This is a genomic window from Streptomyces sp. NPDC052773, from assembly GCF_044547145.1.
Taxonomy (GTDB): domain Bacteria; phylum Actinomycetota; class Actinomycetes; order Streptomycetales; family Streptomycetaceae; genus Streptomyces.
The window spans coordinates 310,518-323,800 of sequence record NZ_JBITZX010000001.1 but is presented as its reverse complement, the minus strand read 5'-3'; the positions used below and the strand labels follow the sequence as shown (position 1 = coordinate 323,800).

The window sequence follows — 13,283 nt, the reverse complement described above, 5'->3', positions numbered from 1 at the left end:
GGAATGCGAAGGAAAGTCCAAGGCCAGCTCGTGCGTGCCGGCGGCAGAAACTGGGATGAGGCCCCAGGCATGACGGGCCGATGCCCACTGCGGAATGGGAGAGGACTGGTTCTTGTCAGCCCTTTCCCCTCGTCTTACGTCTGTGCCCCGAGACGGCTTCCCGCCTCCCGTAGTTCCGCCTCCGCTTGATCTTCTGACTGGTCCAGTGATGGGATCCGGTGAAGTGCCAGTACCGGCAGTCCGAGCATCGGTAGATACGGTCTGGAATCTTCCTCAGCAGTGGCTGCTTGATCAGCCAGTGCCTCGCCTCGGATTCGGTACGGAAAGACGCTTTTCCTGTCTCCGGACAACGTGGCAGGATGATCACATCGGCCATCTTTCCTCCGAGGCGGGATTCAACTCACATGTCTCTTCAGCGCAACGATGAGAACCGATACTGCATCAGCGGGAAATCCCCATCAAGCAGATGACACCCTTACGGAGGAGTAGTCATCCGACTTCAGCCACATGGCCCTGTATGCAGCTGATGTGAAGTGTGAACTGATCGGATGATGGGGGCGATCCCGGCGCGCCGCTCCCGCCGCGCAAAAAGAGGCAGCGGCCATCGGGAGGATGGCCGCTGCCGATATCTGAACGATTTCGCAACACGCGTTGAGGGAATCCGATGGCTCTGCCGACGGATCAGCCACTCAGCGACCTGGACCCATGTACGAGCAGAAGTTGCCGATCTTCGTGACGTTGCCGCCCGATGCGGTGATCGGCGCGTTGATCACGACCAGAGAAGCGTTGAATGTCTGTTCACACTTCAGGTGCTGCGTGTTGCCGATGCCTGCGCCGGACGGGTCCTCGCCGGCGTCGCCGGCCTGAGCTGTTCCGGTGCCCGCCACACCGGTGCCGCCGATAGCAGCGGCCATCAGCATGGCTTTCCTGAACCTGCGCATGCGCATCTCCACGGGCTGACCCCAGGCGATTACGAGAGGAGCGGGCCGCGCACAGAAGGTGCGAGGCCCGGTTCTTCACAATGCCGCGGAATCAGTCCCCGACAGGGCCGGCCACCGTGCAGAAGTTGCCGATCGCCTGGGTGTTGTCCCCGAGAACCGTGACCTGAACGGGCGCGAAGACAAGGCCGCCGTTGAACTCCTGGTCGCACTCCACGAGCTGCAGGTTGTCGAGGGAGAGACCAGACGGCTTGGCCTCCGGCGCGTCCTTGTCGCAGGCGTGGGCGACTCCGCCGCTGAGAGCCATGCCACCCACCATGGCCGCTACGGCCGCGGCCTTCTGGAACTTCTTCATCACTTCTCCGATTTTCTTGGCGCGCCCGGATCCAATACGGACCGTGCTCGGACAGATACAGACCATAACACCCGGTTCACCCAACACTGAATTCCCGATACGCCGTACGAGCTAATGATTGACGCCGAACCGGGATCACAGAGGAAACCGAGGATTACGGAAGACGGGGAACCCGACGCCGGCCCCTGATCGGAACAGCCGACACGGCCAGGACGAGAAGCGGGTCTCGCGCCAAAGGCGCGAGACCCGACTTCACAACGCTGCGGAATCAGTCCTCGACAGGACCGACGACGGTGCAGAAGTTGCCGATCACCTGGGTGTTGTCACCGGTGCCCGTGATCTGAGCGGGCACAAAGAGGGCGCCACCGTTGAAGTCCTGGTCGCACTCCACAATCTGCACGTTGCCGAGGACGATGTCAGCCGCGTCCTTGTAGTCGTCGCCGCCATCGGCGTGAGCGACCCCGCCGCCGAGAGCCATGCCGCCGACCATGACCGCCACGGCCGCGGCCTTCTTCAGCTTGTCCATCACTTCTCCGATTTCTTCGCGCGCTCGGGCCAATTACGGACCGTGCTCGAACAGTTACAGACCATAACACGCGGCTCATTCGAAACGGGATTTTCCGGTACGCCATATGGGTAATGATTAATGCTTACCCCTCTCTCCTCCCTCTGGTTGCGCTCACAGAACACACACAAATATCGATCAGTCATTCGAAGTAAAGCCGCGACAGCGAGCGCTTCGGGGCCCCAACGCAAAGCGGGTCTCACGCCAAAGGCGCGAGACCCGACTTCAAAACGCCGCGGAATCAGTCCTCGACAGGACCGACGACCGTGCAGAAGTTGCCGATCACCTGGGTGTTGTCACCGGTGACCGTGGTCTGAATGGGCGCAAAGGCCAGGCCGCCGTCGAACTCCTGGTTGCACTCGACAGCCTGCAGGTTGCCGATGATGATGTCACCCACGTCCTTGTAGTCGTCGCCGCCATCGGCGTGAGCGACCCCGCCGCCGAGAGCCATGCCGCCGACCATGACCGCCACGGCCGCGGCCTTCTTCAGCTTGTCCATCACTTCTCCGATCTCTTCGCGCGCTCGGGCCAATTACGGACCGTGCTCGGACAATCACAGACGATAACACAGGAAACACGTACCCCCGCATTTCCGACACACCCATTGGAGTGTGACTAATTGATTCATATGTGTTTATCGCAGGCCGTCGCGGCGTACCGTCGCGGGATGGGTGGCAGGCCGACAGCGTCGATGAGACGTCGTCGGCCTGGGGAACGTCAGGGGGTGCAGAGCGTGGTGCTCTCGCCGTCGGTCTGCAGCGTGGCGCAGGCCTGCTGCACCCGGGGCACGGTGACGGTGACGCTCTGCTGGACGCCGGCCTGAACGGTCTGCTGCAGGCTCACGAGCTCGGCGCTGCCCACGGTGATGCGCACATCGACGGTTCGCGTCTGGTCGCACGTGATGCTGACGCTGATCGTGCTGATCGTGGCGTTGCTGACGCTCTGGATGCCAACGGCGCAGGGGAAGGCGTGCTGCGGAGCGGCCTGCGCGGGCGCGGCGGCGGCGAACGGCGCGGAAACCAGCAGCGCGGCGGCTGCTGAACGGAACATGAGATGAGGCATCGGTCCTCCATCTGTCGATGAGGGCAACCGGCATGGACCGTCGACCCTCGATTGAGCCAAAATGTTCCTTTGGCGTGGTTTTGAGGGCATGTGATCACGGGTGCGCCAGGGCGTGCAACACCTCAGCGCCGTCCAGCTGATCGCCCGGCGTCGGCGGGAGGTGCTCCCCGCGCACGCGTTGTCGTACGCCGTCGGCTCAGCACCCGGGGTGCAGGGCGGGGTCGAGGGCAGGCGCACAGCCGACACGAACGGCAGTCGGCGGTCGCTTCGTTGAGCAGCGCCTCGATCTCGTCCGCTCGCGCCGCCGTCATCGCGTGGCACTTTCAGGGGCGGTGGGGCAGCGGCGGCGCCATACGCGTGGCTGTCGCCGACGCCGATGCGCCGGCCCATCGGCGGCCGGCTGCTGAGGCGGTGCGCCAGGACGGCCGGGCCGGCGCTCTTGTCGCCCGGAGTGATGAGGGTGCCCTTGGGCCGGCGCCTGTGACGGTGTCGCGCGTCCGGCCCGGCGGACACCCCCTAGGACACCACGTCCTTGCGGGCGAAACCGCGGAAGGCCAGGGCGAACAGCACGAGTGCGTACGTCACCGACAGGGCCGTGCCCTGGATCATGTCCGTCCACTGCACCTGCGGTTGGACGGCGTCGAGCCAGGCGTACTGCCAGTGCGCGGGCAGGAAGTGCCGCCAGTCGCCGAGCGCAGTGACCTCGTCGAGCACGCTGCCGATGATGGTCAGGAACACGGCTCCGCCGACCGCGCCCAGCGGCGCGTCCGTCCGGGTCGAGAGCCAGAACGCCAGGGCGGCGGTGACCAGTTGGGACACCATGATGTACGCCGTGACGATCAGCAGGCGCGTCGCGGCGGTGCCGGTGGGCAGGGTGCCGCCGGTGGGCAGCTGCAGCGGGCCCCAGCCGTACGCGGCCGTGCCGACGGCGAGCGCGACGGCCGGCAGCAGGACGAGAGCGGCCAGGCTGAGGCCGAGCCCGACGACGAGCTTGGACCACAGCAGGCGGGCGCGCGGCACCGGGGCGGCGAGCAGGTAGCGCAGCGACGACCAGCTCGCCTCCGAGGCGACGGTGTCACCGCAGAACAGCGCCACGGGGATGACGAGCAGGAAGCCCGCGGAGGCGAAGAGGTTCACCGCGGCGAAGTTGGCCCCGGACGCGGTGGCGGCGTCCATGAGGTTGATCCGGTCGTTGCCCTGGCCCGGTTCGCCGCCGATCTGGAAGGCGACGAGCAGGACGAGCGGCAGAGCGAACAGGACCCCGCCCATGACGAGCGTGCGCCGACGTTTCAGCTGGCGGACGAGCTCGACCCGCAGAGGCAGGGTGCGGCCCGCCCGGTAGCCGGACGCCACCTCGGTCCGCTCGGTGAGCGTGCTCATGCTTCGGCTCCGATCAGGGTGAGGAAGGCGTCCTCCAGGCGGCGGTGCGGGCCGACCGACGCCACGGGCACCTCCAGCCGGACCAGGTCGGCGACCAGGCGCTGTGCGGTGCCGTCGGCGCCGAGCCGGACCAGGAGACCCTCGTCGGTGCGCACGGCCGAGGCCACGTCCGGCAGGGCGGCGACCTTCTCGACGACGGGCTCCTCCAGGGGGGTGGCCGTGCCGACCAGCAGGGTGTCGCCCGAGCCGACGATCTCCGCCACCGGACCGGCCTGGACGAGCTGCCCGTGGTCCATCACCACCAGGTGGGTGCAGGTCTGCTCGACCTCCGCCAGGAGGTGGCTGGAGACGATCACGGTGCGCCCGGCGGCCGCGTACCGGATCATGACCTCGCGCATCTCGCGGATCTGGGGCGGGTCGAGGCCGTTGGTCGGTTCGTCGAGGATGAGCAGGTCGGGCAGGCCGAGCATGGCCTGGGCGATGGCGAGGCGCTGGCGCATGCCCTGGGAGTACGTGCGCACCGCGCGGGCCAGGGCCTCGCCGAGGCCCGCGATCTCCAGGGCCTCGTCCAGGTGGGCGTCCTCGGGCGGGCGGCCGGTGGCACGCCAGTACAGCTCCAGGTTCTCCCGGCCGGACAGGTGCGGCAGGAAGCCCGCGCCCTCGACGAAGGCGCCGACCCGCGACAGCACCGGGGCGCCGGGACTGATGGCGTGGCCGAAGACGCGGACCTCGCCGCCGTCCGGCCGGATCAGGCCCATCAGCATGCGCAGGGTCGTCGTCTTGCCCGCGCCGTTGGGGCCGAGCAGGCCCAGCACCTGACCCTGCTCCACGCGGAAGGACAGGTCCCTTACCGCATACCGGTCGGTGGACTTGGCGTACCGCTTGGTCAGGCCCGTGATCTGGAGAGGGACGTCGGCCAGCGCGGGGTCGGGCGGGGCGGGGGCCGCCGTGCGGCGCCGGCCGGTCAGAACCAGCGCCAGCGCGGTGCCCGCGCCGGCGAGCGGCAGCCACCACACCCAGGCGGGCAGCGTGTCCTCGGCGCTCGACTCGCCGAGCGCGTTCGGGACCTTGAGGTCGCTCTTCAGGGAGACCGTGTACGTCGCCGGGCTGGTCGGGGAGGCGTAGGCGAGGTCCGTGGAGGCGAGGACCAGCCGCAGGCGGTGGCCGTCGTCCAGTTCATGGTCGATGGCCGGCAGGGTGAGGGTGACGTCCTTGCCGGCCTTGGCGCCCTCGACCCGGACGGGGGTCAGCAGCTGGTAGGGCAGCACCGCCGCCCGGCCGCCGCCGGGGCCGACGTCGTAGAGCTTCGCGAAGAGCACGGCGTCCTCGCTGGTCGACCTCACGTGAACCGTGACCGTGGGCGAGCCGGTGATCTGGAGGTCGTCGCGCAGAGGCGCCGACTCGAACGCGGCGAACTGCCCGGGGAAATCCAGGGACACGCCGATGCCGAGCGTGGACAGCTGGGCGAGGCCGCCTGCGCCGCCGAGGCCGGGCAGGGAGGAGACGCCGGGCGGGCCGGCGCCGGCCGGGTTGGCGAAGCTCTGCTCGCGACCGGTCAGAGCGACCGGTCGCATCCCGCTGCCCAGCCCCGGGTAGCGGTCCGCGGTCACGCCGCTCAGCCGGGGCTCGCCGTCGCCGGTGCCGGTGCCGAGGGTGCGGGTGACCCGGAAGCCGGAGCCGGTGGTGACGCTCTCGTCGTCCTTCAGGTAGCGGTCGAACCAGGTCAGCACGCGTGTCTGGACGCGGCTGGTCTCCATGTCGCCGCCGTCGTGGCCGCCCGCGATCCAGTCGACGCCGACGGGGGCGCCGTTGGCACGGATCGCCTTCGCCGCCTGGTCGGCCTGGTCGAGCGGGAACAGGGAGTCGGACTGGCCCTGCACCAGCAGCGTGGGCACCTTGATGCGGTCGCCGACCGCCGACGGCGAGCGCTCCTCCAGCAGCTTCCGCGCCTCCGGGTCGGGCTCGCCCGACTCGGCGACCCGCTCGTACATCCGGCACAGCGCGGGCTCGAACTTCTCGCAGCCGCCGCCGGAGTTGACGAAGATGCCCGCCCACAGCTTCTTGAAGACGCCGTTCGGGAACAGCGCGTCCGCCAGGTTCCAGTAGGTGACCGCGGGGGCGATGGCGTCCACGCGTGGATCGTGCCCGGCGGCCAGCAGGGAGATCGCGCCGCCGTAGGAGCCGCCGGCCATGCCGACGCGCGGGTCGCCCGCCTTGTCGAGCCGGACCTGGGGCTGTTTCGCCAGCCAGTCGAGGAGCTTCGAGACGTCGGCGACCTCGCCGTCCGGGTCGTTCAGTCCGATCTTCCCGGTCGACTTCCCGAAGCCGCGCGCCGACCAGGTCAGCACCGCGTACCCGTCGCGCGCCAGTTCCTCCGCCTGCCGGCGGACGTCGTTCTTGCTGCCGCCGAAGCCGTGCGCGAGGAGCACGGCGGGGCGGCGGCCGTCGTCGGCGGAGGTGAAGTACGAGGTGTCGAGGCGCACTCCGTCGCCGACATCCACGACCCGGTCGGCGCGGTGCACCGCGGGCGGGTCGTCGGAGGCGACGGCCGTCCACGTTCCGGCACCGGCGAGGACGGCGACGGCGGCACCGGCGGCGAGCAGCCGCCGCGGCCCCCGCGACCACGCCCCGCGCGGTCCGGGCAGTCGAAGATCCATGCGTCAACGGTACGGGGCCGACCTGTCGGCGGCAGACAGCTTGTGGACGGAGGCCCGCCCCCTCCTCGGGGAGTACACCGCGCGGTGCGCGTACCGCACCTGTCGTACGGACGAGTGTCAGTGCGGCCCGCTAGAGTCGCGCCCACAACTGGCACACAGCTTTGGGGTGGGAACACATGAACGTTCGGCACACCGCTGCCTGGGTGGGGGTCACGGCGGCGGCGCTGCTGGCGACGACCGCCTGCAGTGCGGAGACGACGAAGAAGGCGGCCGAGGCCGCGCAGAACGCGGACCAGATCATCGCGGCGCTCACCCGCGCCACCGACCGGGCCGAGGAGCTGGGCTCGGCGCAGATCGAGACGACGACCGAGCTGGACGCGACCGGCGGCGAGCCGATCGCGATGGACGGCACGTACTCGTGGGGTGACGGCCCCGCCATGGACGTCGAGATGGACACCGCCGCGGCCCAGATGAGCGCCCTCCAGGACGACCCGACGACGCGGGTCATCATGGTCGACGGCGCCTACTACTACGACATCGACCCGCAGCCGAGCGGTCCGCTCGAGGGCAAGGAGTGGATGCGTATCGACGTCTCCGCGGTGATGGGCGAGGCGGGCGCCGAGAACATGGCGGCCACCGCGGACCCGACGGCGACGCTGCGCTACATGACGGCCTCCACGCAGGTGAAGGACCTCGGCGAGGAGACGGTCCTCGGCAAGAAGGTCACCCACTACCGGGGCAGCCTGGGCGCGGACCACATCAACAAGTCCAAGCTCACCGAGGCGGAGAAGAAGGCCGCCCTCGCCGCTCTGAAGGCGGACGGCGGGAAACTGACGGCCGACATCTGGGTCGACGGCGAGGACCTGCCCGTGCGCATCTCGCAGACCGGCGCCGGCATGACCGTGACCATGGACTTCGTGAAGTTCGGGTCGACCGAGCGGATCACGGCTCCGCCCGCCGCCGAGACCGGCGACCTCACCGAGCAGGTCAGGGAGCAGCGGGACACGGCGATAGGCCAGTGACACACCGCTGCCCCCGGCCCGCCGTGTCGCTCGGCGGGCCGGGGGCAGCGGGCCTGGCTCAGTGGTTGCGCGGGAAGCCCAGGTCCACGCCCGCCGGGGTGTCGGCCGGGTCCGGCCAGCGGGTGGTGACGACCTTGCCGCGGGTGTAGAAGTGCGTGCCGTCGTTGCCGTAGATGTGGTGGTCGCCGAAGAGGGAGTCCTTCCAGCCACCGAAGGAGTGGTAGCCGACGGGCACCGGGATCGGCACGTTCACGCCGACCATGCCGGCCTCGATCTCCAGCTGGAAGCGGCGGGCCGCGCCGCCGTCCCGGGTGAAGATGGCGGTGCCGTTGCCGAACGGCGACTCGTTGATGAGGGCGACGCCCTCCTCGTAGGTGTCGACACGCAGCACGCACAGCACCGGGCCGAAGATCTCGTCCTGGTAGGCCTTGGCGCTGGTGGGGACCTTGTCGAGGAGCGAGATGCCGATCCAGTGGCCGTCCTCGAAGCCCTCGACGGTGTAGCCGGTGCCGTCGAGGACCACCTCGCAGCCCTCGGCCGCCGCGTTCTCCACGTAGGAGGCGACCTTGTCGCGGTGGGCCTTGGTGATCAGCGGGCCCATCTCGGACGCCGGGTCGTTGCCGGGACCGATCTTGATCTTCTCGGCGCGCTCGCGGATCTTCTCGACCAGCTCGTCGCCGATCGAACCGACCGCCACGACCGCGGAGATGGCCATGCAACGCTCGCCCGCCGAGCCGTAGGCGGCGGAGACGGCGGCGTCCGCGGCGGCGTCCAGGTCGGCGTCGGGCAGCACCAGCATGTGGTTCTTGGCGCCGCCGAGGGCCTGGACGCGCTTGCCGTTCGCGGAGGCGGTGGTGTGGATGTAGCGGGCGATCGGGGTGGAGCCGACGAAGGAGACCGCCTTGACGTCCGGGTGCTCCAGCAGGCGGTCGACGGCCACCTTGTCGCCGTGCACGACGTTGAAGACACCGTCGGGCAGACCGGCCTCGGCCAGCAGCTCGGCAATCTTGATCGACGCCGACGGGTCCTTCTCGCTCGGCTTCAGCACGAAGGTGTTGCCGCACGCGATGGCCAGCGGGAACATCCACATCGGCACCATCGCCGGGAAGTTGAACGGCGTGATGCCGGCGACGACACCGAGCGGCTGGCGGATCGCGGCCACGTCGACCCGGTTCGCGACCTGCGTGGACAGCTCGCCCTTGAGCTGGACGTTGATCCCGCAGGCCAGGTCGACGATCTCCAGGCCGCGCGCGACCTCGCCGAGGGCGTCGGAGTGGACCTTGCCGTGCTCGGCGGTGATCAGCTCGGCGATCTCGTCGCGGTGCGCGTCCAGCAGCGCCCGGAACTTGAAGAGGATGGTGGTGCGCTGCGCCAGCGAGGACTGGCCCCAGGTCGCGAAGGCGTCCTTCGCGGCGGCGACCGCGGCGTCCACCTCCTCGACGGAGGCGAACGCGACCTTGGTGGTGACCGCGCCGGTCGCCGGGTCCGTGACCGGCCCGAACGTGCCCGACGCACCCTCGACGGTCTTGCCGCCGATCCAGTGGTTGACGATCTTCGTCATGCCCAGTTACTCCTTCACAGATGGCGGCGTCGGGTCGAGACGTGCCGTTCGTACAGCTCACGTGCCTTGACCGCGGACGGTCGGGTCGCGGTCTCGGCCACGGGTACATCCCACCAGGCCTGCGCCTCGGGCGCGCCCGACACTGTGTCTGCCGTTTCGGTCTCCACGTAGACACATGTGGGAGTGTCGGCGGCGCGCGCCTCCGCGAGCGCGGTGCGCAGGTCACGGACGGTGCGGGCGCGCAGCACCCGCATGCCGAGGGACTCGGCGTTGGCGGCGAGATCGACCGGGAGCGGGGGCCCGGTGTAGGTGCCGTCGTCGGCCGGGAAGCGGTAGGCGGTGCCGAACCGCTCGCCGCCGACGGACTCGGACAGGCCGCCGATGGAGGCGTAGCCGTGGTTCTGCACGAGCAGGACCTTGATCGGAACGCCTTCCTGCACGGCGGTGACGATCTCCGTGGGCATCATCAGATACGTGCCGTCGCCGACCAGCGCCCACACCGGCCGGTCCGGCGCGGCGAGCTTCACGCCGATCGCGGCGGGGATCTCGTAGCCCATGCAGGAGTAGCCGTACTCCAGGTGGTACTGGTCGTAGGACCGTGCCCGCCAGAGTTTGTGCAGGTCGCCGGGGAGGGACCCGGCCGCGTTGATGATCACGTCCCGCTCGTCGACGAGGGCGTCCAGCGCGCCGAGCACCTGGGTCTGGGTGGGCCGGGCGTCCGGGTCGTGGGCGGCGTAGGCGGAGTCGACGCGCTGTTCCCAGCGCTGCTTGGCCTCGGTGTAGCCGGCCCGGTAGGCGTCGGTGACCCGGTGGCCGTGCAGCCGCAGCGCGTCCGTCAGTTCGGTGAGGCCGCTGCGGGCGTCGGCGACCAGCGGGAGGCCGGCCATCTTGTGGCCGTCGTAGGGGGCGATGTTCAGGTTGACGAAGCGGACGTTCTCCCCCGCGAAGAGGGTGTTCGACGCGGTGGTGAAGTCGGTCCAGCGGGTGCCGACGCCGATCACCAGGTCGGCGGCGCGGGCCAGCTCGTCGGCGGTGGCGGTGCCGGTGTGGCCGATCCCGCCCACGTCCTGCGGGTGGTCGTACGGCAGGGAGCCCTTGCCCGCCTGGGTGGAGGCGACCGGGATGCCGGTGGCCTCGGCGAACTCGGCGAGGGCGGCCTCGGCGCGGCTGTGGTGGACGCCGCCGCCCGCGACGATCAGCGGCCGGTGCGCGGCGCGGATCGCCCGTACGGCCTCGGCGAGTTCGGTCGGGTCGGCACCGGGCCGCCGCACCACCCAGGTGCGGTCGGCGAAGAAGTCCTCCGGCCAGTCGTACGCCTCGGCCTGCACGTCCTGCGGCAGGGCGAGGGTGACGGCGCCGGTCTCGACGGGGTCGGTGAGCACCCGCATGGCGTTCAGCGCCGCCGGAATCAGGGCCTCCGGCCGGGTGATCCGGTCGAAGTAGCGGGACACCGGGCGCAGGCTGTCGTTGACCGACACATCGCCCGCGTACGGCACTTCGAGCTGCTGGAGCACCGGGTCCGCGGGGCGGGTGGCGAAGACGTCGCCGGGGAGGAGCAGGACGGGGAGGTGGTTGATGGTGGCGAGGGCGGCGCCGGTGACCAGGTTGGTGGCGCCGGGCCCGATGGAGGTCGTGACCGCGTGCGTGGACAGGCGGCCCGACTGCCGCGCGTAGCCGACCGCCGCGTGGACCATGGACTGTTCGTTGCGGCCCTGGTGGTACGGCATGACGTCGGCGTACTCGACGAGCGCCTGGCCGATCCCGGCGACGTTGCCGTGGCCGAAGATGCCCCAGGTGGCGCCGATCAGCCGCTGCCGGGTGCCGTCGCGTTCGGTGTACTGGGCGGCGAGGAAGCGGACGAGTGCCTGGGCGACGGTGAGCCGGACGGTCATCGGTACCCCCCTGTGCTTTCTACGTGGTCCGGGTGGAAGCAGATCCGCCACTCCCGGGTCTCGCCCGGGCCCGCCATGACGTTCAGGTAGTACATGTCGTGGCCGGGCTGGGCGACGGACGGGCCGTGCCAGCCGTTCGGCACGAGGACGGTGTCGCCGGAGCGGACCTCGGCGAGCACGTCGGCGCCGCCCTCGCGGGAGGGGAACACCCGCTGGTAGCCGAAGCCGTTCGGGCCGGCGATCTCGAAGTAGTAGATCTCCTCCAGCTCGGACTCCTCGCCGGGCCGGTGCTCGTCGTGCTTGTGCGGCGGGTACGACGACCAGTTGCCGCCCGGGGTGATCACCTCGACGGCGATGAGCTTGTCGCAGTCGAAGGCGTCGGCGGAGGCGAAGTTGCGGACCTGGCGGGCGCAGGTGCCGCTGCCGCGGTGCTCGACGGGAACCTCCGGCGCGGGGCCGTAGCGGGCGGGGAGTCGTCGCTCGCACTTCGCTCCTGCCAGGGCGAAGCGGCCTCCCGCGCCGGAGGCGATCTGTGCCCGGGTGTCCCGGGGGACGTACGCGAAGTCCGTGACGGACGCGAACACGTCCTCCCGGCCCAGGAGTTGGAACACCTGGTCCTCCACGTGCACCGTACAGCCGCCGCTGAGGGGCAGCACGATCCACTCGCTGTCCCCGGCGAGCAGCGTGTGGCCGCCGCCGGGCGGGAGTTCGACGATGCGCAGGCTGCTGTACGTCCAGCCGGCCCGCTTGGGGTCGATGGCGAGCACGTGTTCGGCGTCGGCGGCGGAGCCCCGGGGGACGTACAAGCCCTCGTGGGGGCCGGTCGAGCCCTGTCGGGGGCCGGTCGAGCCCTGGTGGGGGGCGGACAAGCCCTGGTGGGGGGCGGACAACTCGTTGTTCATGCGGCCCTCACAGCAGTCCTACGGCGGTGTCCACGGCGGCGGCCACGTCGCCGTCCGCCGGGTACAGCAGCGACCGGCCCACGACCAGCCCGCGCACGGTGGGCAGGCGCAGGGCGCCACGCCACTTTTCGTACGCGCCGTCCTGATCGTCCCCCACTTCGCCGCCCAGCAGCACCGCCGGGAGGGTCGAGGTCGCCATGACGTGGTCCATGTCGTCGGGGTCGTCGGTGACCGGGACCTTCAGCCAGGTGTAGGCGGAGCTGCCGCCCAGGCCGGAGGCGATGGCGATCGAGCGGGTCACGGCCTCGGCGGACAGATCGTTGCGCAGCACTCCGTCCGGGTCGCGGCGGCTGATGAACGGCTCGACGAACACCGGGAGGCGGCGGGCGGCCATCTCGTCGATGGCGCGTGCGGTGGACTCCAGGGTGTTGAGGGAGCCCGGGTCGTCGTAGTCGATCCGCAGGAGCAGCTTCCCGGCGTCGAAGCCGAGGCGCTGGATGTCCTCGGGGCGGTGGCCGGTGAAGCGGTCGTCGAGTTCGAAGCGGGCGCCCTGGAGGCCGCCGCGGTTCATGGAGCCCATGACGACCTTGCCGTCGAGCGCGCCGAGCAGCAGCAGGTCGTCGAGGATGTCGGCGGTGGCGAGGACGCCGTCGACGCCGGGGCGGGACAGCGCCAGGCAGAGGCGGCCCAGCAGGTCGGCGCGGTTGGCCATGGCGAGTTCCCGGCCCCCTACGCCGAGCGCGCCGCGGGCCGGGTGGTCGGCGGCGACGATCATCAGCCGGCCGTTGTCCTTGAGGAGGGGCCGGCGGGAGCGGCGGGCGGCGGCCTCGGCGATGGCCTCCGGGTGGTGGGTGCGCAAGCGGACCAGGTCGGGGACGTCGATGGCGGGGATGTCCTTGGCGGGGGGCGCGGGCACCTCGGCGGTGGTCGCGCCGGTGGTCGCGCTCCC

Annotated in this window: 12 protein-coding genes; 1 reads left to right on the top strand and 11 read right to left on the bottom strand. The window is 70.3% G+C overall.

Annotated features, from left to right (window positions below):
* Positions 1 to 689: 689 nt before the first annotated feature.
* The 7 genes from ACIG0D_RS01450 to ACIG0D_RS01420 all read right to left on the bottom strand — a co-directional run bounded on the left by ACIG0D_RS01450 (position 690) and on the right by ACIG0D_RS01420 (position 6,957).
* On the bottom strand, positions 690 to 953 hold the full coding sequence (locus ACIG0D_RS01450) for a hypothetical protein (RefSeq protein WP_399795558.1): 264 nt from the start codon (positions 951 to 953) through the stop codon (positions 690 to 692).
* Positions 954 to 1,032: 79 nt separating this feature from the next.
* On the bottom strand, positions 1,033 to 1,293 hold the full coding sequence (locus ACIG0D_RS01445) for a hypothetical protein (protein WP_399795557.1): 261 nt from the start codon (positions 1,291 to 1,293) through the stop codon (positions 1,033 to 1,035).
* 268 nt (positions 1,294 to 1,561) lie between these two features.
* Entirely contained in the window at positions 1,562 to 1,819 is a 258-nt protein-coding gene (locus ACIG0D_RS01440; RefSeq protein ID WP_399795556.1) for a hypothetical protein, read from the bottom strand.
* Positions 1,820 to 2,099: 280 nt separating this feature from the next.
* Positions 2,100 to 2,357, bottom strand: coding sequence for a hypothetical protein (locus ACIG0D_RS01435; RefSeq protein WP_399795555.1), 258 nt, complete (start codon positions 2,355 to 2,357; stop codon positions 2,100 to 2,102).
* A 218-nt stretch (positions 2,358 to 2,575) separates the two neighbouring features.
* A complete protein-coding gene (locus tag ACIG0D_RS01430; protein WP_399795554.1) occupies positions 2,576 to 2,920 on the bottom strand; it encodes a hypothetical protein in 345 nt (114 codons plus the stop codon).
* 516 nt (positions 2,921 to 3,436) lie between these two features.
* Positions 3,437 to 4,300 (bottom strand): ABC transporter permease, encoded by an 864-nt coding sequence (locus ACIG0D_RS01425; RefSeq protein ID WP_399795553.1) that lies wholly within the window; start codon positions 4,298 to 4,300, stop codon positions 3,437 to 3,439.
* The gene (locus tag ACIG0D_RS01420; RefSeq protein WP_399795552.1) at positions 4,297 to 6,957 is read right to left on the bottom strand and encodes a CocE/NonD family hydrolase; all 2,661 of its coding nucleotides are present in this window, start codon (positions 6,955 to 6,957) and stop codon (positions 4,297 to 4,299) included. The genes ACIG0D_RS01425 and ACIG0D_RS01420 overlap by 4 nt, the downstream gene beginning before the upstream one ends.
* Positions 6,958 to 7,133: 176 nt before the next feature.
* Here ACIG0D_RS01420 and ACIG0D_RS01415 point away from each other — a divergent pair, with 176 nt between their 5' ends.
* Positions 7,134 to 7,979: a hypothetical protein gene (locus tag ACIG0D_RS01415; RefSeq protein WP_399795551.1), complete on the top strand. Its 846-nt coding sequence runs from the start codon at positions 7,134 to 7,136 to the stop codon at positions 7,977 to 7,979.
* Between the two features lie 58 nt (positions 7,980 to 8,037).
* On the opposite strand, the gene mmsA is transcribed toward ACIG0D_RS01415, so the two are convergent.
* Genes mmsA through ACIG0D_RS01395 form a run of 4 tightly spaced genes read right to left on the bottom strand, consistent with a single transcriptional unit; the run spans position 8,038 to position 13,250 of the window.
* The gene (gene mmsA, locus ACIG0D_RS01410; RefSeq protein ID WP_399795550.1) at positions 8,038 to 9,540 is read right to left on the bottom strand and encodes a CoA-acylating methylmalonate-semialdehyde dehydrogenase; all 1,503 of its coding nucleotides are present in this window, start codon (positions 9,538 to 9,540) and stop codon (positions 8,038 to 8,040) included.
* Between the two features lie 14 nt (positions 9,541 to 9,554).
* Positions 9,555 to 11,432, bottom strand: coding sequence for a 3D-(3,5/4)-trihydroxycyclohexane-1,2-dione acylhydrolase (decyclizing) (gene iolD / locus ACIG0D_RS01405; RefSeq protein WP_399795548.1), 1,878 nt, complete (start codon positions 11,430 to 11,432; stop codon positions 9,555 to 9,557).
* Entirely contained in the window at positions 11,429 to 12,334 is a 906-nt protein-coding gene (iolB, locus tag ACIG0D_RS01400; protein ID WP_399795547.1) for a 5-deoxy-glucuronate isomerase, read from the bottom strand. The genes iolD and iolB overlap by 4 nt, the downstream gene beginning before the upstream one ends.
* 7 nt (positions 12,335 to 12,341) lie before the next feature.
* Positions 12,342 to 13,250: a deoxyribose-phosphate aldolase gene (locus ACIG0D_RS01395; protein ID WP_399796337.1), complete on the bottom strand. Its 909-nt coding sequence runs from the start codon at positions 13,248 to 13,250 to the stop codon at positions 12,342 to 12,344.
* Positions 13,251 to 13,283: the final 33 nt, after the last annotated feature.